The organism is Streptococcus sp. P25B114, assembly GCF_053010325.1.
This window is the reverse complement of record NZ_JBRKNW010000014.1, coordinates 1-20,795: the sequence shown is the minus strand read 5'-3', so window position 1 is coordinate 20,795 and position 20,795 is coordinate 1. Positions and strand designations below refer to the sequence as shown.

At 46.3% G+C, this 20,795-nt stretch carries 19 protein-coding genes and 2 pseudogenes; 3 read left to right on the top strand and 18 right to left on the bottom strand.

Features of this window, described 5'->3' with window-relative positions; all coding sequences use genetic code 11:
• Positions 1 to 90: 90 nt before the first annotated feature.
• The 12 genes from ACVC7T_RS07795 to cls form a co-directional block, all read right to left on the bottom strand.
• A complete protein-coding gene (locus tag ACVC7T_RS07795) occupies positions 91 to 576 on the bottom strand; it encodes a phosphoribosylanthranilate isomerase (RefSeq protein ID WP_447262744.1) in 486 nt (161 codons plus the stop codon).
• Positions 576 to 1,169 carry a dTDP-4-dehydrorhamnose 3,5-epimerase family protein gene (locus ACVC7T_RS07790; RefSeq protein WP_447262743.1) on the bottom strand — a complete coding sequence of 198 codons (594 nt, stop codon included), beginning with the start codon at positions 1,167 to 1,169 and terminating at the stop codon, positions 576 to 578. Before ACVC7T_RS07790 ends, ACVC7T_RS07795 begins: the two co-directional genes overlap by 1 nt.
• Complete coding sequence (rfbA, locus tag ACVC7T_RS07785) at positions 1,169 to 2,038, bottom strand: glucose-1-phosphate thymidylyltransferase RfbA (protein ID WP_447262742.1); 870 nt, start codon at positions 2,036 to 2,038, stop codon at positions 1,169 to 1,171. Before rfbA ends, ACVC7T_RS07790 begins: the two co-directional genes overlap by 1 nt.
• A 92-nt stretch (positions 2,039 to 2,130) precedes the next feature.
• Complete coding sequence (locus ACVC7T_RS07780) at positions 2,131 to 2,955, bottom strand: ZIP family metal transporter (protein WP_105122675.1); 825 nt, start codon at positions 2,953 to 2,955, stop codon at positions 2,131 to 2,133.
• A gap of 205 nt (positions 2,956 to 3,160) precedes the next feature.
• Positions 3,161 to 3,955 (bottom strand): Nif3-like dinuclear metal center hexameric protein, encoded by a 795-nt coding sequence (locus tag ACVC7T_RS07775; protein ID WP_447262741.1) that lies wholly within the window; start codon positions 3,953 to 3,955, stop codon positions 3,161 to 3,163.
• Positions 3,945 to 4,628, bottom strand: coding sequence for a tRNA (adenine(22)-N(1))-methyltransferase (locus tag ACVC7T_RS07770; RefSeq protein ID WP_105160144.1), 684 nt, complete (start codon positions 4,626 to 4,628; stop codon positions 3,945 to 3,947). Before ACVC7T_RS07770 ends, ACVC7T_RS07775 begins: the two co-directional genes overlap by 11 nt.
• 1 nt (position 4,629) lies before the next feature.
• On the bottom strand, positions 4,630 to 5,310 hold the full coding sequence (locus ACVC7T_RS07765; protein ID WP_172023290.1) for a DnaD domain protein: 681 nt from the start codon (positions 5,308 to 5,310) through the stop codon (positions 4,630 to 4,632).
• A gap of 9 nt (positions 5,311 to 5,319) precedes the next feature.
• Positions 5,320 to 6,261: a homoserine O-acetyltransferase MetA gene (gene metA / locus ACVC7T_RS07760; RefSeq protein WP_172063120.1), complete on the bottom strand. Its 942-nt coding sequence runs from the start codon at positions 6,259 to 6,261 to the stop codon at positions 5,320 to 5,322.
• A gap of 112 nt (positions 6,262 to 6,373) precedes the next feature.
• A complete protein-coding gene (locus ACVC7T_RS07755; protein ID WP_105110758.1) occupies positions 6,374 to 6,886 on the bottom strand; it encodes an adenine phosphoribosyltransferase in 513 nt (170 codons plus the stop codon).
• A gap of 26 nt (positions 6,887 to 6,912) precedes the next feature.
• Entirely contained in the window at positions 6,913 to 7,911 is a 999-nt protein-coding gene (locus tag ACVC7T_RS07750) for a DUF3114 domain-containing protein (RefSeq protein WP_447262761.1), read from the bottom strand.
• A complete protein-coding gene (gene recJ, locus ACVC7T_RS07745) occupies positions 7,896 to 10,106 on the bottom strand; it encodes a single-stranded-DNA-specific exonuclease RecJ (RefSeq protein WP_447262740.1) in 2,211 nt (736 codons plus the stop codon). Before recJ ends, ACVC7T_RS07750 begins: the two co-directional genes overlap by 16 nt.
• Positions 10,107 to 10,183: 77 nt before the next feature.
• Positions 10,184 to 11,731, bottom strand: a complete 1,548-nt coding sequence (gene cls, locus ACVC7T_RS07740) for a cardiolipin synthase (protein WP_447262739.1) — start codon at positions 11,729 to 11,731, stop codon at positions 10,184 to 10,186.
• A gap of 130 nt (positions 11,732 to 11,861) precedes the next feature.
• Between cls and ACVC7T_RS07735 the strand changes: the two are divergent.
• Positions 11,862 to 13,535: pseudogene (locus ACVC7T_RS07735) on the top strand (LPXTG cell wall anchor domain-containing protein); the annotation flags it as partial.
• A gap of 134 nt (positions 13,536 to 13,669) precedes the next feature.
• On the opposite strand, the gene ACVC7T_RS07730 reads toward ACVC7T_RS07735, so the two are convergent.
• The 4 genes from ACVC7T_RS07730 to cdaA are packed head-to-tail and all read right to left on the bottom strand — an operon-like array spanning position 13,670 to position 18,201.
• Positions 13,670 to 15,214: an ABC-F family ATP-binding cassette domain-containing protein gene (locus tag ACVC7T_RS07730; protein ID WP_125266226.1), complete on the bottom strand. Its 1,545-nt coding sequence runs from the start codon at positions 15,212 to 15,214 to the stop codon at positions 13,670 to 13,672.
• A 50-nt stretch (positions 15,215 to 15,264) separates the two neighbouring features.
• Positions 15,265 to 16,617, bottom strand: coding sequence for a phosphoglucosamine mutase (gene glmM / locus ACVC7T_RS07725; RefSeq protein WP_447262738.1), 1,353 nt, complete (start codon positions 16,615 to 16,617; stop codon positions 15,265 to 15,267).
• A 28-nt stretch (positions 16,618 to 16,645) separates the two neighbouring features.
• Positions 16,646 to 17,359: a CdaR family protein gene (locus tag ACVC7T_RS07720; protein ID WP_105122729.1), complete on the bottom strand. Its 714-nt coding sequence runs from the start codon at positions 17,357 to 17,359 to the stop codon at positions 16,646 to 16,648.
• Positions 17,359 to 18,201, bottom strand: a complete 843-nt coding sequence (cdaA, locus tag ACVC7T_RS07715; RefSeq protein WP_105110752.1) for a diadenylate cyclase CdaA — start codon at positions 18,199 to 18,201, stop codon at positions 17,359 to 17,361. The genes ACVC7T_RS07720 and cdaA overlap by 1 nt, the downstream gene beginning before the upstream one ends.
• 157 nt (positions 18,202 to 18,358) lie before the next feature.
• On the opposite strand from cdaA, the gene murT reads away from it, so the two are divergent.
• On the top strand, positions 18,359 to 19,702 hold the full coding sequence (gene murT / locus ACVC7T_RS07710) for a lipid II isoglutaminyl synthase subunit MurT (RefSeq protein WP_447262737.1): 1,344 nt from the start codon (positions 18,359 to 18,361) through the stop codon (positions 19,700 to 19,702).
• Positions 19,702 to 20,487, top strand: a complete 786-nt coding sequence (gene gatD, locus ACVC7T_RS07705; protein WP_447262736.1) for a lipid II isoglutaminyl synthase subunit GatD — start codon at positions 19,702 to 19,704, stop codon at positions 20,485 to 20,487. Before murT ends, gatD begins: the two co-directional genes overlap by 1 nt.
• A gap of 54 nt (positions 20,488 to 20,541) precedes the next feature.
• Here the strand turns inward: gatD and ACVC7T_RS07700 are convergent.
• Both ACVC7T_RS07700 and ACVC7T_RS07695 read right to left on the bottom strand, forming a co-directional pair.
• Positions 20,542 to 20,619, bottom strand: a pseudogene (locus ACVC7T_RS07700) (rRNA adenine methyltransferase); the annotation flags it as partial.
• On the bottom strand, positions 20,594 to 20,795 hold a 202-nt coding region (locus tag ACVC7T_RS07695; protein WP_222385212.1), incomplete at its 5' end, for an rRNA adenine N-6-methyltransferase family protein. The gene ACVC7T_RS07695 and the pseudogene ACVC7T_RS07700, both read right to left, overlap by 26 nt.

Sequence of the window (20,795 nt, the reverse complement as noted above, 5' to 3'; positions counted from 1 at the left end):
TTCAAAATTTCCCCTGCAAGATTATGTATTCTCACTACGGCGGAAACTATCGCTATTGGCTCGCAATGCTCGCCCTCTTGCATTACCAGACTACTTCAATACTTCCTTCAAGTAAGCAATCTTAGCAAAGTCTTTCTGATTGTTATTTTCTGCACGGTAGGAATCTTTTGAAGAGGCTTGGTAGATTTTCAGGTATTGTTCAAGTGTCGGTAGGTAGTAGCGAACACCTGCTGTTTCTAGTTCTTCCAAATCTTCTAGCTCTACACCAGCAAATTCAGGCAGTGAATGTAGACCTCCAAATTCAACAGATAAGCCATCTTTATGAAATTCATGTTCATGACGGTCAACCAGGACATAGCCTAGTTGGTTCATCATAGAAATCAAGGCGTCCGCCTGATAAATCCGCTCCTCGTCTGGCGCTTCCCATCCCCGTGGGTCACTGGGCACATGAATATCAAGGTCCCTTGCCTGCCAATCTCGTCCTGTCTGTCTTTCCAAACCAACTGAGCCCATTAACAAGGGAGTGATTCCTAACTTATTTAACTGCTCTGCTATTTCCAAAAAGGCTTGAAACATTAGAGGTCCTCTTTTCTCAAAGGCTTGACGTCCTTGAGGAGTGGGTGGTTTTCATCTGCTTCTGAAACTTCTGCTTCTTCGAGGTTTTCCCACTGGATGTCGAGGCTAGGGTCAGCGTAGTTGACGAAGGCATACTTAGGCTTAAGCTCCAAAGCCCAGTAGTCGTTAACCAAGTAGCTGTAAGCCACGAAATCTGACAAGACTTGGAAACCGTTGGCCACTCCGCGCGGAACGAAGATACCTTTTGAAGCATCGATAACGGTTTGGTAGGTATTACCGAAGGTCTCTCCTTCACGTAGATCGACCCAGGTTCCCAAAACCTTACCGCCGTCTGCTACTGAAATGTATTTATCCCAAGGCTCTGCGTGAAGACCACGAAGAACGTTTTTGCGGGAGAAAGAAACATTATTCTGCAATTTCCCTTCAACGAAGAAGCTTTCTGGGAAGCCAAGTGGCAACATTTTTTCCTTTTGGAAGTTCTCCTTGAACCAGCCACGGTTGTCACCGTGAACTGGAATGTCAAATTCCATCATTCCTGGAATGGCATCGACTGGGCGAGCGGCTAGTGTTTTACCGAAAAAGTTTTCTGTCATTAGGCTTCTCCAATCAAACGGAGCAAGTATTGTCCGTATTCATTTTTCTTAAGTGGTTGTGCCAATTCATATACTTGTTCTTTAGTGATATAGCCCATGCGATAAGCAATTTCTTCCAAATTAGCCACTTGAACGTTTTGCAAGCGTTGAACCGTTTCAATGTACTGTGCAGCTTCCAAGAGGCTTTCATGCGTACCTGTATCCAACCAGGCAAATCCGCGTCCCATGAGTTCCACAGACAAGTCGCCACGGTCTAAGTAAGCTTTGTTGACATCTGTGATTTCCAACTCGCCACGAGGTGATGGTTTAATATTTTTCGCGATTTCCACAACATCATTGTCATAGAAGTAGAGTCCAGTAACCGCAAAGTTTGATTTGGGAACCTCTGGTTTTTCTTCGATAGAAATGGCGTTCATGTCTGCGTCAAATTCTACCACTCCAAAGCGTTCTGGGTCCTTGACTTGATATCCAAAGACTGTCGCACCTTTTTCCTTGCTGGCTGCCCGTTGGAGCATCTTGGTCAGGCCATTTCCGTGATAAATGTTGTCACCGAGAATCAGGGCAACATTGTCATTGCCGATAAATTCTTCACCGATGATAAAGGCTTGCGCAAGTCCATCTGGACTTGGCTGCTCTGCATATTCCAAAGAAATACCCAGCTCAGAACCGTCACCCAACATATCCTTGAAGCGTGGAAGATCCTGCGGCGTGGAAATGACTAAAATCTCCTTAATCCCAGCCAACATCAAGGTTGACAACGGGTAGTAAATCATAGGTTTGTCGTAAATGGGCATGAGCTGTTTGGAAGCTGCACGCGTCAGCGGATAGAGGCGAGTGCCTGAACCACCGGCTAAAATAATACCTTTCATAGTCTTACCTTCCTGCATATAATATCAGTCCATTATACCATATTTTCAGCGTTTTTGTCATAAGGAAAAAGCCTCCGAAGAGACTTTCAAGTTTATCCAAGAGCCACGTCCAGAATCATCATGATGATGAAACCAGCCATGAGGCCCAGCGTTGCAATATCCGTATTTCCATTAGTCTGGGACTCCGGAATGAGCTCCTCGACCACGACGAAAATCATAGCACCGGCCGCAAAAGATAGGGCATAGGGTAAAATCGGTGTCATGTAGGTCACCGCCACCGCTCCAATCACAGCAGCAATAGGCTCAACAATGGCTGACATGGACCCCCAGAAAAAGGCCTTACTTCGAGTCGCACCGTCTGTCCGAATAGGGATGGCCAGGGCTGCTCCCTCAGGAATATTTTGCAGACCGATACCGACTGCTAACCCAATAGCACCTGCAAGGGCAGCAGGACTAAAGTTCGATGCTAGAGCACCAAAGGTTACCCCGACCGCCAGCCCTTCAGGGATATTGTGGATGGTTATGGCCAAAAATAGCAGAGCTGTTTTAGACAGATTTTTCCTGTCCTCCTCACCCCCACCTTCGGCCTGAGATTTGTCGTGCCCCAGGTGCAAATGTGGCACCAGAGCATCGACCAAGCGTAAAAAGATGCCTCCAAAAGCAAAACCAAGAGCTGCAGGCACCCAAGCCCAGGCGCCATAGGTCTCCTCCGCATAGCTAATCGAAGGAGCTAAGAGAGACCAAAACGAGGCCGCAATCATCACTCCAGCTGCGAAGCCCAACATGGTATCCAAGAGCCTCCGACTAATCGTTTTAAAGAAAAAAACAACCGCTGACCCTAAAATAGTACAGGACCAGGTAAAGAGCCCTCCCAACAAGGCCTGTACAACAACTGATTGTTCCATAAACCAGGTCATAGAAGAACCAACTTTCTAAATCAATATCTTAAGTTCCTCTAGCATACCCCAAATTCAGAAGAATTGCAAGCTCAGATAGTTTGGATAAGTTTTGGAACCGAAAATAGAGCAAAGGTTGTTGCCACTGCCTTCAACCTGACCCTTGCTCACTGGTATCTTTCTATTTTGGTTAAAAAAAGCACCACTAGGGTGCCAAGCATAATTTTTACAAATGTCGAAAGGGATTGGTCGACACGGTTGAAGGCAAGATTTCCACATCCCAGCCGTTTTCAGCCTTCCAGTTCTCTAGCAAATCAGCGATTTTCTTAATAAAGAGCACCTCAATGTGATGACCTGGGTCAATGGCCAAAAGGCCCTGGGTCAGCATGTCCTGACCAGTATGATAGTAAATATCACCAGTGATATAGACATCCGCATCCTTCGCAATCGCATCCTGATAGAATGAACCACCACTACCGCCACAAATAGCCACTCGACTAATATATTGCTGGGCTTGATGACCATAGGTAACCAGGCGAACCGCATCCAGACCAAAGACGGACTTAACCTTCACTGCCAGCTCCTCCAAGGTCTGCTCTGCTATGGTGCCCACACGACCAATCCCGTGACCTTCAATAGTCTCATGAAGAACGGTTGTCTCCTCTATCCCCAAGAGTTCACAGAACCAGTCATTCAGACCACCCTCGACCACATCAATGTCCGTGTGGCTGACATAGACCGCAATATCGTGCTTAATCAAATTCAGATAAATCTGATTTTCCAGCTTATCCGCCACCAAATCCTTAATCGGACGGAAAATAGGGGCATGCTTGACAATAATCAAATCCACCTGCTTGTCAATGGCCTCTGCCACTGTCGTTTCACGAATATCCAGGGTCACCATGACCCGCTTGATATCCTTTTTCAGCGTCCCGATTTGCAGACCGCTGACATCCCCTTCCATGGCTAGATGGGGCGGACAAAATGCTTGATAACGCGCGATGAGTTGACTAGCTAACATGCAAAACCTCCTTGATGTGATTGATTTTTTGGGAAATGGCAGAGCGGTCATCCTGTCTTTCCAGGGGCACTTGTTCCAGGGCATAAGTGAGCTTATCCAGCTCCTTCAACCACTTATTAACAAAGACAGCTGACTGCTGCTCCAACAAATAAGGTCCAAATCGCTCTTCTGTTGCAGACAAGCTCATCTTTCCTGGCTCCGCTACTAGGATTTCATAGAGTTTGTCATTTTCTTCCAAGATTTCCTCCGCAACAAGCTGAAAATCATGGGCGACCAGCCAACGACGGACATCATCTTCACGGTTGTTGGGCTGCAAAACCAATCGCTCAACGCCTGCTAACTTATCCTGACCGGCCTCCAAGATGTCGGCGATGAGCCTACCGCCCATGCCTGCGATAGTCACAGCAGTAATCTGGTCAACAGCTTCTACGGCCGCCAGCCCATTGGCCAAACGAACCAAAATCCTGTCCGTCTGTCCCGCCTGCTCAACGTTTTGAAGGGCAGACTGATAGGGGCCCTGGACCACTTCTCCTGCCACGGCGAAGTCAATCCTGCCCTGCTCCACCAAAAAAAGAGGGAGATAAGCATGATCACTCCCTACATCGACTAAGCGTGCTCCGGTTGGCACGAAAGATGCGACTGTTTCCAGCCGTTTTGATAATTTTGTTTCCATTTTACTCTTTCCAGAGATCCATGGCCGCCAGAAAATCGCTGGATGCAGTGACATTCTTGGGCGATGGCAAATCTCTTTCTGCATTTTTTGCCTCTACTTGAGCGACGGTGGTAATTCCCTCCCGACGCCAGTTGCGCAGAATAGCTTGAATATATTTCCAGTTGGTCTTATTGTTGAATACGGCCTCTTTGAGGGCTGCTCGAATGAGCTCAACGGAGGTCTTGTCCTCTTCAATCGTCTTCTGCAAATCCTCAATCTCAAAAGGCGACAGGAGACGGCCAAGTTCTCGCTCAAAATCACCCACAATGGTCTTCAAATCATTAGCAGGAGCAAGAATCTCCACAGCAGATTCCTTAGGCGCAGCAAATAAACCATCCAGCTTTTCCAGGGCTGGAGCTGCATCAAAAATCATCTCAATCTCACCATCTAAGATAATGGTTTTCATCTCCAGCAAGCCTGAATCCTGCAACTGTTCAATGGCCCGATTCACCTCGGCCACCGTAGCCCCAATGGCCTGAGCGATGTCGCTTGGGGCAAGGGTTTCTAATTTACTGGTATTTTGAAAATAGAAAAACTGCCAAACCAAAAAAGTCTGTGATGAGGGAAATACATCCTTAAAATGAAATAGTAAGGCAGAAGGCAGGACCAGGTGGCCCTGCTGAAATTGCTGTGAATAATTCATACTTCCTCTTTATAAACTCGCTGAAAGAGCTGATAATTCTGCGTGATTCCAGTCGTAAGGTGTTTCTTGATAGACCGCATAGTTGACCCAGTTTGTAAAGAATTGTGCTGCTGGCAAATTCCAAGACAGAGCTGGTCTGCTGGTCGGATCATCGTTTTTGAAATAATTCTCTGGCACATGGGGATTTTTCCCAGCCAGGCAATCTCGCTCATATTCCTTAGCCAGGGTGTCACGGTCGTACTCCAAATGACCAAAACTATAGACTTCGCGCAAGTCCTTGCTGGCTAGAATAGACAGGCCGACATCTGCTCCTTGGGATAGAATTTCCAGCTGTCCTAAATGAGCAATATTTTCCGCCTTGACCTCAGTATAGCGGGAATGAGGTGAGCGAAACTCATCATCAAATCCACGCATGAGGGGATTGTTTGCCCCTACTACTTCTTGGCAATAGACGCCGGACAATTTGCGATCCATCTGGTATTTTTCGACACCGTAGCGGGCATACAGTCCAGCCTGTGCCCCCCAACAAATATGCAAGGTTGAGTAGACATTTGTCTTGGACCAATCGAAAACCTGGACCAGTTCCTGCCAATAGTCCACTTCCTCAAATGGTAAATTTTCCACTGGAGCACCAGTGACGATGAGCCCGTCAAAGTAGCTATCCTTGACCTCTTCAAAGGTCTTGTAAAATTGGTCCAAGTGGTCAGCGTGAGTATTCTTGGATTCATGACTGACCATGTGCAGAAATTCCACTTCAAGCTGCAGGGGCGTATTGGCCAAAAGACGGAGCAACTGGGTCTCCGTCACAATTTTTTGGGGCATAAGATTAAGAATTAAAATCTTTATCGGACGGATGTCCTGATGGCTAGCTCGGTCGCTATCCATGACAAAGATATTCTCTTGTCTCAAAATATCTACTGCTGGTAAGGATTTTTCAATCTTGATTGGCATGGACAACCTCCTAATTATCTTATTATCTATTATAAAGCAGGTGTCCAGACAAATCAAATAGCTTAAAATTAGTACCAGTTATAGATTATAACTATACCCTTGATAGATAATCTTAATAATGCATCAAAACCTTGTAGTCGTAGTCGCCGATAGCTTCACGGCCTTTGAGGTCATCTAACTCAATCAAGAAGGCACATCCAGCAACAATTCCACCCAATTTTTCAATCATTTCGATTGTTGCTTTGACCGTACCACCAGTAGCCAACAGGTCGTCTACAATCAGGACACGTTGACCAGGTTTGATAGCATCTGCGTGCATAGTCAAGGTATCCACACCGTATTCTTTTTCATAGTCAGCCGAAATCACTTCGCGTGGCAATTTCCCTGGCTTACGAACTGGTGCAAATCCTATACCCAATTCAAAGGCAACAGGACAACCTACGATAAATCCACGCGCCTCAGGACCAACAATCATATCAATATCCTTGCTAACAGCATACTGCACAATCTCACGAACAGCATAGCTGTAGGCATTTCCATCAGCCATCAAGGGGCTAATATCACGGAACTCGATACCCTCTTTTGGATAGTCAGGAATAGTTGCGATGTAATCTTTTAAGTTCATGTTTTTCTCACTTTTTAAAAATAATTTTACTCTTTATTATACCATGATTTTATCTTTTGGCATAATCTAAATCCTATGTCTCTGGAAAATTCCTTTCGCAGTTTAGCTACCTGGGCTGCTCTGCTATTTCCACCTGAGGAAAATATTCCCTGCCGGTTGAAATAGGAATGGTTCCAGCCCGCCTTGGACTTGCGCAGTTGGAACCAGTAAATTCTAGCCGGAGACAGATAAGCCCCTGCCTTGGAACGGAGGATTTTCTTACGGTAGACAGGGTCGTGGGGACCAACCGGTTTCATGTCCAGCTGGTAGTGCCTGAGATTATTGGCCCTGGCATAGTTAAAGGAGGCACCGTTGACCTGACCATTTAAGGTCGGAGTCTCATCCAAAATCAAGGCAAAGTTCCCCTTTTCATCCAAAATAAACTCGCTGTGAAAATGGATGAGGACCTTGATGTTGAGGGGCAGGCTCTGTGTTAATTTTTCCCTGCGAAAGAGTTGCTTGTTGTGGAGGCGGGCAGATTGCCGCAGCTGGTAACTCCGGCGTGGCAAAGTAGAAAGATAGCTAGTCAAGGCCTGCCAGTCTGATTTCCCCTGCCCGTAGTGCCTGCGGACCCAATCCGCCTGCTGGTAGGAAATCAAGTAACGGAGCTGGTGAACCTGCTTAGGTAGGCTCTCATCAGGGTAAGCTAAGTCAACTAGCCGAGCAAACTCCCGCCAAAAGGCATGATGCGGAGGCAGATTTTGGTCCATCTGTCCCATTAACCAGGTCAGGTGCTTCTGCTCCAATTCCTCTGGAAATTCAAGACTGGTAATAATCTGGTCCACCAACTGAGCAGAGCTTGCCTGGTCCAAGTTTTTTCTCATTTCCTTCAAAGTCTCCGCACAGGCTAGGCTGGCAAAGGTCAACTGGTCTAGTCTCTTAGCTTGAAGAGGAATGCTACAGGTCCGACACTTACGCCAGGGTAAGAAGGGCAGACAGATAAGGACTGCCAATAATAAGACCAGCCAGATCATGATGAACCACACAGCCAATCATAAATTTCTTGGACCGTTCCCAGGGCAAAAAGCTCCTGCTGGACGACCGTTTTCTTCAGGTCTTGGTAAATCTGACTGTCCGAAATCTCCCGCTTCTGGGCATCCTTATTAACCCTCATCACCCCATCTGAAATGGTGACAAACTCCAATTCCTGGAAAATCTGAATCATCTTGACCAACAAGCTGTCCTTAATTTTCAGATAAGCAGCCAAATCCTTGAGTTTATAACGCACATCAAACTCATCAAACTGGTAAATGGTCTTATAGAGCTTGGCAAATTGCTCCCGACTCCCGTATCCATCCAAATAATATGGCTTGGCTATCTCATTTTTGAAGTAGATAGCCTCGAATTGATGTTCTTGGAAATAGCTGCGCAGACTTTCTAAATCCTCTGGCAAACTAGCTAGAGCAATGACAGGCGAACTCGTCTGCTCTGCCATGTCCACCAGAGGAACGCCAGCAGGAATCGGATGCTGTTTACTGCGAATGTTATAGAGCTGAACACCGTCCACACGCGCGTCCACCAGCATGAGCTGCAGGCTGGTATTGCCATTCCATTTGTTGACAGAAAGGGTCACAGCCAGCTCCAGATCCTTGGCCTGAGAAAATTCCAGAGCCAGATTGCCCTTACCAAAGGCAACGACGTCAAATCCGGCTGCTCCCTTACTGATCCGGAGCTTGAGGTGGGCATTGTTTTGCCCCATAGTCCGGGCAGACTCAACCTGAAAATCCTTGACATAAAAGACCGGTTTTTTGTTGTCCATGCCGTAGGGAGCCAGCTTGTCAAAGGATTTTAAAGTATCCAGGGTCAATTCCTCTAGGTCAAGCTCCTCATCAATAACCAGTGCAGATTTCTGAGACAAGTCCAGTTTATTCTCTTCGATAAAGGCCGCTAAAGTGTCCGCCAGCTGGTCTAATTTATCCACTTCCAGCGTCATGCCAGCAGCTCCAGCGTGACCGCCAAAGGCGATAAAGAGGTCCTGGTGGTCCTTGAGGGCTTGGAAAATATCAACAGCCTCCGGTGACCGGGCAGAGCCCTTGGCCCGCCCTTCCTCAATGGACAGGACAATGACCAGCTGGCCCAGCTCTTCCAAGAGACGGCCTGCAACGATCCCCAGCACACCAGGATTCCAGCCTTCCTTGGCTAGAACCTGTACAGGCCGACTGGTATCTAGCATGGTCTTGGCCTCATCATAAATAGCCTGGACAATATCCTTGCGTTCCACATTTTTAGCATCAATCATGAGGGCAATTTCATGGGCCTCTTCATCGTCAAAGCCAGTCAAGAGTTCAAGGGCTGGATTGGGGTCATCCAGGCGGCCCAGGGCATTGAGGCGGGGGGCAATTTGAAAACCGACCGTTTCTTCATCAAGGCCATCGAGCTCAATCCCAGCAATCTTCATCAATTCTTGTAGGCCAGCCCGCTCAGTTTGTTTGAGCAGAGAAAGGCCGTATTTGACCATAACCCTATTTTCATCGGTCAGGCTGACCATATCGGCTATGGTTCCAATTGCGACTAGGTCCAATAGGTCTGCATGAACCGTCTCCAAAAGTGCGCATGCCAATTTGAAGGCGACGCCACAGCCAGCCAGGTGCTTAAAGGGATAGTTGCCTTCGGGATGCTCTGGATGAACAATGGCATAAGCAGCCGGTAAAGTCGCCTGAAGGGAATGGTGGTCCGTCACAATCACATCAACACCCATCTCTTGGGCATAGGCAATAGCTTCATGACCCGCTACGCCATTGTCAACCGTAACAATGAGAGAAATCCCCTGCTGCTCAATGAAATACTTGTAGACAGACTGGTTGGGGCCGTAGCCATCGGTAAAGCGGTTGGGCAGGTAGACCTGGACCTCCGCCCCTAGCTCCTCCAAGGTCTCCTTCAAAATCGAAGCTGATGTCATGCCGTCCGCATCGTAATCACCATAGATCAGAATCTGCTCGTAGTCCTCAATGGCCCGACGAATCCGCTCAACGGCCTTGTCCATGTCATGCAGTAGATAAGGATCATGCAGGTCTTCAAGGCTGGGCTGCAAAAATTTCTGCAAATCCTCCGCTGTCTGGATGCCCCGCTCGTAGAGGAGCTTGGCTGCGATAGGGTCCAACCCTTCTTTCTTTGCCAATTTGACAAATGTTTCATCAGAAAAACTGGGCATCAATTGCCAGTCATATTGTGGTTTAATCACACTTTTTTCTCCTTAGCATCTATCTTTCCATTATACCATGTTCAAAGGAAAAAACGACAGGGAAAATCTGTCGTTTTCTATAATAAGGGGGCAATAATGCGCATAATGGCTCCGGCCAGTCGTTTGTTCCACGAATAGGTTTTGATAAAGGGCAGGAGCTTGATTTGCTGGGATTTCTTGAAGGACTGGTCAAAGTCTTCCTTGATTGCTGCTAGAACACCTGAATGGTTGTAGATATAAAGACCACACTCGAAGTTTAGATAGAAAGAACGGAAATCCATGTTGACCGTCCCCACCGTTGCCTTTTTGTCATCCACAAGGACCACCTTGGAATGGACAAAACCTGGCTGGTATTCGTAAATTTCGATGCCTGATTCTAGGTAGGTCGGAAAATCTGTCCGAGCAGCCAACATGGCTGATTTTTTATCATAGATATGAGGCAGGAGTAACTTGACCTTGACGCCGCGTTTGGCCGCGTAGGTTAGATTGTCAATCATCTCGTCATCCAAGACCAGGTAGGGCGTCATGATGTAAATGTAATCTGTCGCAGACTGAATCATGTCCAGATAGACACGTTTGGCCACCTCATCTCCATCAAAGGGATTTTCTCCGTAGGGCAGGAAGAAACCTTCGCCATCAATAGTCTCTGTCTCCAAGTCCTTGTGGGATTTGAGGTACTTGAGGTCCTCAGTCTCCCCTTTTTCGTCATAGTTCCACATCTGCAGGAACATGAGGGTAAAGTTGGCAACCGCCTCCCCCCTAATCATGATAGCAGCATCCTTCCAGTAGCCAAACCGAACGATTTTATTGATATATTCGTCCGCAATATTGACCCCACCTGTAAAGGCGACTGTTCCGTCAATAATGGCAATTTTGCGGTGGTCGCGGTTGTTTTGAATAGTGGAAAGGGCCGGGATAATCTGTGAGAATACCTTGGCCTTGATTCCAAAGGTCCGCAGCTGCTTATAGTAGGAATAGGGCAGATTGGTCAGAGAATTGGTCCCGTCGTACATAAAGCGCACTTCCACTCCCTGCTCTGCTTTTTCCTTCAAAACAGCCAGAATAGAGTCCCACATATAGCCCTGGTCCACAATGAAGTATTCCATGAAAATGTAGTTTTCTGCCTTTTTCAATTCCTCCAAAAGAGCTTCAAACTTGGCCTCCCCACTGGAAAAATACACCGCATCCGTATTAGTATGCAGGGCATAACCGACATGGTCACTCATATAGTTGGCTAGCTTGAGCTGTTCCTTATCCTCCTTGGCCAATGCCTTCATGACCTTGTCAGAAGTGCTGGAGAATTCGCGTAAGCGCTCAGCCTGTTTATAGAAATTCTTCCGATAACGCCTCGTTTCAATATTAGATTGGAGAATGAAATAAAAGAGGGCTCCAAAAATGGGAATGCCACTGACAAAGATAATCCAGGTCAGCTTAAAACTAGTATTCATTGGACGATTGATAATGGAAATGGCCACCAGAACAGAAAAAATCTGCATAATGGACCAAAATGCCGGCATATAATTGGTCGCCTCAACCACAAACCAAAAAATCAGAAAGACCGTCAGAGCAAGCAGGCTAATGACAATAAAAGTCCTCGAATAAATAATCTTCCACAGTTTTTCCATAGTCGTCTCCTAAATCTTTATACCAGTATATCACAAATCCCCTAGATTGAAAATACGAAGGAAAAAGAAGGACCGACTTACCCAGCCTGACCAGATGTCGGCCAAGTTAAAAGAAACTTTGACTACAAGCTACCGAAGTATTCTTGGACATACCATCGAAATTCCAGAAACCAACCAAGAATCCTTTAAAGCCGGATTTTATGCTGTCCTCAGGGGCATCAACCACATGGCCAGCAAGCCTGATAATTTGATAAACATGCGCCTCACCTACTATTCACGCGGTGTGAATAAGGTAGAAGATCCAAAGGCTGTGGCAGAACTGGTCGGACCAGACGGAGAAGTCGTAGGTCGTATTAAGAATGATCAACCAAAATTCTTCCCTGACTATTATGACATCCCAATGTCTCTGGAATAGAATAATGACATGGAAGAAGCCTTTAAAATGATTGACTACTTCAAGCGCAACGGCGTCCTTGTCACCGAGCTGACAGAGAATGCCGGTCCATTTAACAAGGGCGACTTGGTGGTAGATATGGCACAAGCCAAGCGTGGATTTGCCAACCACGTCCTCTACACTGGTTAAGATGAGTCCAAATGGGGGGCTATGTATGCTGAATTGGTCGTGAATTTCCCTGATATGAGAGGCTTTAAGGCGATGGCTGTCTTTGAAGAAAATCTCTTTGACGGCAAACTTGGAAGCATTACCTGGACCAAGGCCGCACGGACAAGCGACATCGACTACAAGACACCGTACTACATTGTGGCCAATACTTCCGAGTCAGCAGTCAAGGCCATCAACCAGGCGATTAAGCAAGGTCAAAAAGTCTACTTGACAGAAGCCAGCTACATTATCAAAACCGATCAATTTGTTCAACTATTGGACCAATATGCCCTCTATGGTGAACACCTCTACAAGCAACCTGTAGGCACAGAATTGAAAGCTATTAAGGTCTACGCTCCTTCACACAGCTATAGATGGGCTGGAGATTTTGCCATCCGCGCCAACACCACCTTGGTAGTGGAACGCAGGGGATTTGAAACCGTTGAAACTCCTGATGAAGCTGATGCAATCATCCTGGAATCCGAACAATTTGATGCCAGCATGTTTGGGCAGAAACCAGTCATTGTTGTCGGTGGTGCGGCTGTGCAGAAACTGGAAGAATTAGGTATTATAGAAGGCTTTAATGCAGAAATGTTTGATGGTGGCTATGACTTTGAAGGACTAATGAAGGCAGTCGTTGACGATAGTGACCCTCTGACAAGCGGATATGCCATGAACGACCTCTTCTATTCCAATTCTGGTAACTGGATTGAGGGTATCCCAGAAGGCTTCCGAACCCTGGTTAAAATTGCTGACCAAGATTATTATATCGCTGGCTGGTGGCCTGGTCATGAGGGACTGGCTAGTAAGACTGTCGCTATAGCTGGCATGTATCAAGACCAACCTATCTTTATCTATGCAGGCAATCCAACCAACAAGGTTCACCCTGTTCATTTCTTCCGCTGGGTGTCAAATGCCCTCTTCGGTAGCCAATTGGCAACTCTTGAAGATCTACCTCCAGTAGAAATTCTAGTTCCTCAGCCAAAACCAACTAGTCCAGACCAAGCCGATGATGCGCCCGCTCATCCTCTACCTATGCCTGTAACCATTCGTTTTGATAAGGCTGAAAGCAAGGAATCTTCTAGTCAACATGAAAACGAAGAAACTAGCTTGCCGAAAACAGGATCAGAGTTCAACTATTTCGCGACGGCACTGGGTAGCGTCTTATTAGTGGCTAGTTTCTATTGGAAAAAGCAACACTAAGTTGGTCACCGATTTTCACCTGGAGACAATAAAAAAATAGACCCCCAATTTTAGAAGCTGTGAATACAAGTTCTAAGATTGAAGTGCCTATATATGCAGTCTTGTCTACTGCTAAGGGACAAGGCTGCTTTTATTTACGTCAATTCATTAAAATCCCAGACATCATCAACCCAGCCTTCATAGAAATCAGGCTCATGGCAGACCATGAGAATTGATCCCTTGTAGGCTTGAAGGGCACGTTTGAGTTCGTCCTTGGCATCCACATCCAAGTGGTTGGTTGGCTCGTCGAGAACCAAGACATTGTTTTCACGGTTCATGAGCAAACAGAAGCGAACCTTTGCCTGCTCACCACCTGAAAGGACTTGAATCTGACTTTCGATATGCTTGGAAGTCAGACCGCAACGGGCCAAAGCTGCTCGCACTTCTGCCTGGTTAAGGGCTGGAAAGGCATCCCAAACGGCTTCCAGCGGGGTCTGACGATTGCCACCAGCCACTTCCTGCTCGAAATAACCCACTTCCAGGTACTCGCCGCGATCGACTGAGCCGCCCAGAGGCTGGATAACACCCAACAAGCTCTTGAGCAGGGTCGATTTCCCGATACCATTGGCACCGACAATAGCAATTTTCTGATTGCGCTCGAAGGTCAGATTAAGCGGCTTGCGGGTCAAAACACGGTCATAGCCAATTTCCAAATCAGTCGTCTGGAAGATAAAACGACTTGGCGTCCGAGCCATTTTGAAATCAAAGCTCGGTTTTGGTTTTTCAGCTTGGAGCTCGATAATTTCCATCTTGTCCAATTTCTTCTGGCGGGACATGGCCATATTCCGTGTGGCCACACGGGCCTTATTGCGGTTTACAAAATCCTGCAAATCTGCAATTTCCTTCTGCTGGCGCTCGTAAGCTGCTTCTAATTGGGCCCGTTTCATAGCATGAACTTCCTGGAACTGGTAATAGTCACCTGAATAGCGGGTCAACTGCTGATTTTCCACATGGTAGACGATGTTAATCACGTCATTTAAAAATGGAATATCATGGGAAATGAGGACAAAGGCATTCTCATAATTTTGTAAGTAACGCTTGAGCCACTCGATATGCTCGGCATCCAGATAGTTGGTCGGCTCATCCAAAAGCAAGATGTCTGGCTTTTCCAAAAGCAATTTAGCCAAAAGAATCTTGGTCCGCTGGCCACCAGAAAGTTCAGTCACATCCTTGTCCATACCATAGTCCATGACACCAAGAGCACGCGCTACTTCGTCAATTTTTGCGTCCAGCGTATAGAAATCACGACTTTCCAGACGGTCTTGGAGCTCCCCGACTTCCTCCATGAGGGCATCCATATCGGCTCCCTCATCCGCCATGGACATGTAGATATCATTGATACGCGCCTCTGTCTTGAAGAGCTCATCAAAGGCTGTCCGCAAGACATCACGGACCGAACTACCTTTTTCTAGCTTGGCATGCTGATCCAAATAGCCTGCGGTCACATAACGAGACCACTCCACCTTACCTTCATCTGGCTGGAGCTGACCGGTCACGATGGACATGAAGGTCGATTTCCCCTCGCCGTTGGCACCGATAAGTCCGATATGCTCACCTTTTAAGAGACGGAAGGAGACATTCTCAAAAATGGCGCGGTCACCAAACCCATGACTTAAATTCTTTACTTCTAAAATACTCATAATTTCCTCACAAAAGAGGCTGGAAATCCTTCCAGTCTCTGTCTCATTTCTTAATCCAAACCGATCTCAGCACGGACCACATCAGCAATGGTGTCCACGTAGTAATCGACTTCAGCATCCGTTGGTGCTTCAGCCATGACACGCAAGAGGGGCTCTGTACCACTTGGACGGACCAAGATACGCCCGTTTCCAGCCATTTCTGCTTCCATTTTTTCAATGATAGCCGCAATAGCAGGCACTTCCATTGCCTTGTCTTTCATGCTGTTTTCCACACGGATATTGACTAATTTTTGTGGGTAAATAGTCACTTCTGCTGCCAATTCAGACAATTTCTTACCAGTTTCTTTCATGATTTTGGTCAATTGCACAGCGGTCAACTGACCATCACCTGTAGTGTTATAATCCATGAGAATGACGTGGCCAGACTGCTCACCGCCGACATTGTAGGCACCTTTGCGCATTTCTTCGACAACATAACGGTCGCCGACTGCGGTCACAGCTTTTTCAATTCCCTCACGGTCCAAAGCCTTATGGAAACCAAGGTTAGACATAACAGTTGTGACAATGGTATTTTTAGCAAGTAGACCCTTGTCTGCTAGGTACTTACCTACGATATACATGATACGGTCACCGTCAACCAAGTCACCATTTTCATCTACAGCAATCAAGCGGTCACTGTCACCGTCAAAGGCCAGACCGATTTGGCTTCCTGTTTCCTTAACTAATTCTTGTAGCTGCTCAGGATGGGTTGAGCCAACACCCTCGTTGATATTCAATCCGTCTGGATGTTCTGCCATAACTGTCAATTCAGCACCCAGATCTGCAAAAACTTGGCGGGCACTGGTTGCAGCTGCACCATTGGCTGTATCCAAAGCAACTTTCATCCCTTCCAATTCCAAGCCTGTTGACACCAGGAATTGCTGGTATTTACGCAAGCCTTCTGGATAATCTACCACATCACCCAAACCTTGGGCAGACGGGCGCGGAAGTGTGTCCTCTTCAGCATCCAAGAGTGCTTCAATTTCTGCTTCCAAGGCATCGTCCAATTTAAAACCGTCACCCGCAAAGAACTTAATTCCGTTATCTTGAGCAGGGTTGTGGCTGGCAGAAATCATGACACCAGCGCTAGCTTTTTCCGTCCGAACCAAATAAGCCACACCTGGAGTTGCCAAAACGCCTAACTTGTATACATGAATGCCGACTGAGAGAAGGCCGGCAACCAAAGCCGCCTCCAACATCTGTCCAGAAATACGCGTATCACGCGCCACAAAGACACGTGGCGTATCCGTTTCGTGTTGACTGAGAACATAGCCACCAAAACGACCCAACTTGAAAGCCAATTCTGGCGTCAATTCTACGTTTGCTTCACCACGGACACCGTCCGTACCAAAATATTTACCCATTTTTCAATTTCCTCAATATGTATTTGATTTATTTCATTTCTTTTACAGTTACTTGAATATTTGTAGTTCGTTCTGACAAAACAACCGGCAATACATTGCCGTCGGCGTCAACAGCCTGAATGGTTGCCTTACCACTGTAGTCCTTGTCAAGCTCTGCCAAGTCCATGACCACTGCTTCTATGTGGTCGATTTGTGCCAAGGTATCGGCATCAGACGTGACCTTAACCGAGTCTAGGGTCACAGACACCTTGTCTATAGCATAACCTGTTTTGAGCTGATTGCTATAAACCTTTCCTTCAACTGTATAACTCCGGCTAACCTTGTAGCCAATTTTCACCTTCATCTCAGCCGGAGAAAGAGTGGCATTCAAACCAGAAGGCAGGTTGGTCACCTGCAGCTCTACCGCCCGTTGACCAATCTCAAGATTATTTAAATCTGCTGTTACATGGAAGGTCCTGGTCAGTGGATCAGATTCCCGTTGCAAAATAACCCGGTCTGAGCCAGTCAACTCTACAGTCACACTAGGCGAAAAGCCTGAAATAAAATATTTATCACTGTCATAGCTAATATCAATCGGCACATTGGCTAGTGTATAAGTGTAGGTTTCCGACTCTTTCTGCGTTGTTGCACTAGTAGCGACTAAATTATTCTTATAATTGGTCGTGGTAGCATAGAAGAAGAGCAACAAAGACAGGAGAATAGACAGGACCAAATGTCCAATCTGCTTATATTTTTCGTGCATCATCGTCCACCTAACCTCCTCAACCAAGATTTTTTGGCCGCAACTGTCGGCACAAATAGGTCACGCAATTCCTGCTCAAATTCTTCCAGGCTCAGATTATGCCTGAAAATACCATTATGGGCCGTCGAGATGCCGCCTGTTTCCTCTGAAACCACGAAAACAAAGGCATCAGAAGCCTCTGAAAGGCCGATAGCAGCCCTGTGTCGCGTACCAAATTCTTTTGAAATACCCGCACTTTCCGTCAATGGCAAGTAGGCACATGCCACAGCTACCTTTTCGTCTTTAATAATGACAGCACCGTCATGCAGAGGGGTATTGGGAATAAAGATATTGATGAGCAATTCCCGCGAAACATCCGCATCCAGAGGAATGCCTGTTGACTTGTACTCTTGCAAGGTCTGGGCCCTCTCGACAGCTACCAGGGCTCCGATTTTTCGAGGAGACATGTAGGCAACTGCCTGTACATAGGCCTGAACCAGGCTTTCTTCTGTGCTAAGATTGGCAGAAGAAAACAGCTGGGTGGTTCGACCCAATTTTTCCAATACTGAACGCAATTCCGGAGCAAAAATGATAACCGCTGCGATTACCCCATAGGTGATAACCTGGTTCATGAGCCAAGAAATAGTCTGAAGCCCAAGCAAGCTTGCAACAAGCTGGGCGACAATGAACAAGAATACCCCTCGAATAAGGGTCATAATCTTGGTCCCTGCGATCGCCTTGCTAAAATTATAAATCAAATAGAGAACGATACTAATATCGATGAGATGCAAGGCTGCCGTCCAAGGACTGGCTATCAAACTTGACCAATACCCAACATCAAATAATTGGTTTAAGTTTAACATGGATTCCTCAATACTTTCTTTCTTATTTTCTTTTTCAAATGGAAACTAGTATTTCTATTGTACCATATTTTTCCGTCTCTTCCCATGATTAGCTACGCCCTATTTCTGACTATTCTCCATTCTAGAAAATCCCAACACTTTGTGTTACAATAAATCCATGAAAATAAGTACATTACTCGGCATTGCCGCAGGAAAAACCAGCCAGTTTGTCCTCAACAAACTAGGACGTGGCACTACCCTACCTGGGAAAATTGCCCTCAAATTCGATAAACAGATTTTAGATAGTTTGGCTAAGGACTATGAAGTCGTTGTTATTACTGGAACCAATGGTAAAACTCTAACAACAGCCTTGACCGTAGGTATCCTTCAAGAAGCATTTGGAGAAATCACGACCAATACCAGTGGTGCCAATATGATTACAGGCATTACGGCAACATTTTTATCTGCCAAGAAAAACAAAAACGGCAAGAAGATTGCCGTCTTGGAAATCGACGAGGCCAGCCTGGCCCGTGTAACCGACTTTATCAAGCCTAGCTTGATAGTCTTTACCAATATCTTCCGTGACCAGATGGATCGCTACGGTGAAATCTATACCACCTACCAGATGATTTTAGACGGGGCTGCCAAGGCACCTCAGGCGACCATTTTGGCCAACGGTGACAGCCCGCTTTTCAACTCGACCAGTGTTATCAATCCAGTTAAGTACTACGGTTTTGCGACAGAAGAGCATGAGCCTCGTCTGGCCCATTACAATACTGAGGGTGTTCTCTGCCCGCATTGCCACCAGATTATCCAGTACAAGCTCAATACCTACGCTAACTTGGGTAGCTACATCTGTAACAACTGTGGCTTTTGCCGACCAGAGCTGGACTATAAGTTGACAGACTTGAAAGAAATCACCAATACTTCTTCCACCTTTGCCATTGACGGTCAGGATTATAAGATCAACATCGGTGGACTTTACAACATCTACAATGCCCTAGCAGCTGTCAGCGTAGCAGAATTTTTCGGCGTATCTCCTGAAAAAATCAAGGCAGGATTTGACAAATCCAAGGCCGTTTTTGGTCGCCAAGAAACCTTTAAGTTGGGTGATAAAGATTGTACATTGGTCTTGATTAAAAACCCTGTCGGTGCAACCCAGGCTATTGAAATGATGAAACTGGCTCCATATGATTTTAGCCTGTCCGTCCTTCTCAATGCCAACTACGCTGACGGAATTGATACCAGCTGGATTTGGGACGCTGACTTTGAACAAATCACTCAAATGGACATTCCACAAGTCTTTGCAGGCGGTGTTCGTTCGTCTGAAATTGCCCGTCGTCTCCGTGTGACTGGCTATCCTGAGAACCAGATTACTGAAACACCAAAACTAGAAGACATCATGACCTTGATTGAGCAGTCAAGCAGTCAGCAGGCCTATATCCTCGCAACCTATACGGCTATGCTGGAATTCCGTGACCTGCTGGCTCAACGCCAAGCCGTTGGAAAGGAGATGAAATAATGGTCTATACGTCATTAAAAAGTCCTGAAAAAGACTACACTTACGCTCTCCACATCGCCCACCTCTACGGTGATTTGATGAATACCTACGGGGACAACGGCAACATCCTCATGCTCAAGTATGTAGCTGAAAAGCTGGGGGCTCGTGTTCAGGTGGACATCGTTTCCCTGACAGATGAATTTGACAAGGATTTCTACGACATCGCCTTTTTCGGTGGCGGTCAGGACTATGAACAATCTATTCTTGCAAAAGATTTACCAACTAAAAAAGACAGCCTAGCAGACTTCATCGAAAACGACGGTGTCATGTTGGCTATCTGCGGGGGCTTCCAATTGCTCGGTCAATACTACATCGAAGCTGGCGGCCGCAAGATTGACGGACTGGGTATCATGGGCCACTACACCCTCAACCAGACCAACAACCGCTACATCGGCGACATCAAGATTCACAACGATGAGTTTAACGAAACCTACTATGGTTTTGAGAACCACCAAGGCCGTACCTTCCTAGCTGACAACCAAAAACCGCTGGGCAAGGTCGTCTATGGCAATGGCAACAATAAGGAAGACGGTGGCGAAGGCTTACACTATAAGAATACCTTTGGTAGCTACTTCCACGGACCAATCTTATCCCGCAATGCCAACCTGGCCTACCGCCTGGTCACTACTGCCCTCCGTAAAAAATATGGACAAGACATCCAACTTGCCAGCTACGCTGACATCCTCAGCAAAGAAGTCGCTGAAGAATACGGCGATGTGAAAAGCAAGGCAGAATTTGATAAATAAAGCAAAACCGCTTCTGATATTCAGAGGCGGTTTTGTTATTTTCTATTAACTTATATTCCCTTTAGTAACGTGTAACTTTCCAAATTTACAAAAGCGACTCATAGAATTATTTCCTCCCGTTAAATAATAGATAACTATTAAAAATAGACAATACTTGCTCATAAGTAACGGTACTTAAATTGTTTACTTTGGCGTGTTTCATTGCTTGATGAAACTGATTTTTAGTAAACAGTTGACGATATTCTCGATTGACCCATTTTGAAACAAAGTACGTATATAGCTTCCAATATTTATCTGGAACATCTGTG

Excerpts from the sequence above, each read along its gene's own strand:
- cls (WP_447262739.1), bottom strand. The coding sequence starts at position 11,731 with ATGGAAAAACTGTGGAAGATTATTTATTCGAGGACTTTTATTGTCATT.
- glmM (WP_447262738.1), bottom strand. The coding sequence starts at position 16,617 with ATGGGTAAATATTTTGGTACGGACGGTGTCCGTGGTGAAGCAAACGTA.
- ACVC7T_RS07765 (WP_172023290.1), bottom strand. The coding sequence starts at position 5,310 with ATGAATTATTCACAGCAATTTCAGCAGGGCCACCTGGTCCTGCCTTCT.
- ACVC7T_RS07780 (WP_105122675.1), bottom strand. The coding sequence starts at position 2,955 with ATGACCTGGTTTATGGAACAATCAGTTGTTGTACAGGCCTTGTTGGGA.
- ACVC7T_RS07720 (WP_105122729.1), bottom strand. The coding sequence starts at position 17,359 with ATGCACGAAAAATATAAGCAGATTGGACATTTGGTCCTGTCTATTCTC.
- metA (WP_172063120.1), bottom strand. The coding sequence starts at position 6,261 with ATGCCAATCAAGATTGAAAAATCCTTACCAGCAGTAGATATTTTGAGA.
- ACVC7T_RS07790 (WP_447262743.1), bottom strand. The coding sequence starts at position 1,169 with ATGACAGAAAACTTTTTCGGTAAAACACTAGCCGCTCGCCCAGTCGAT.
- murT (WP_447262737.1), top strand. The coding sequence starts at position 18,359 with ATGAAAATAAGTACATTACTCGGCATTGCCGCAGGAAAAACCAGCCAG.
- cdaA (WP_105110752.1), bottom strand. The coding sequence starts at position 18,201 with ATGTTAAACTTAAACCAATTATTTGATGTTGGGTATTGGTCAAGTTTG.
- ACVC7T_RS07730 (WP_125266226.1), bottom strand. The coding sequence starts at position 15,214 with ATGAGTATTTTAGAAGTAAAGAATTTAAGTCATGGGTTTGGTGACCGC.
- rfbA (WP_447262742.1), bottom strand. The coding sequence starts at position 2,038 with ATGAAAGGTATTATTTTAGCCGGTGGTTCAGGCACTCGCCTCTATCCG.
- ACVC7T_RS07775 (WP_447262741.1), bottom strand. The coding sequence starts at position 3,955 with ATGTTAGCTAGTCAACTCATCGCGCGTTATCAAGCATTTTGTCCGCCC.
- ACVC7T_RS07755 (WP_105110758.1), bottom strand. The coding sequence starts at position 6,886 with ATGAACTTAAAAGATTACATCGCAACTATTCCTGACTATCCAAAAGAG.
- ACVC7T_RS07795 (WP_447262744.1), bottom strand. The coding sequence starts at position 576 with ATGTTTCAAGCCTTTTTGGAAATAGCAGAGCAGTTAAATAAGTTAGGA.
- ACVC7T_RS07770 (WP_105160144.1), bottom strand. The coding sequence starts at position 4,628 with ATGGAAACAAAATTATCAAAACGGCTGGAAACAGTCGCATCTTTCGTG.
- gatD (WP_447262736.1), top strand. The coding sequence starts at position 19,702 with ATGGTCTATACGTCATTAAAAAGTCCTGAAAAAGACTACACTTACGCT.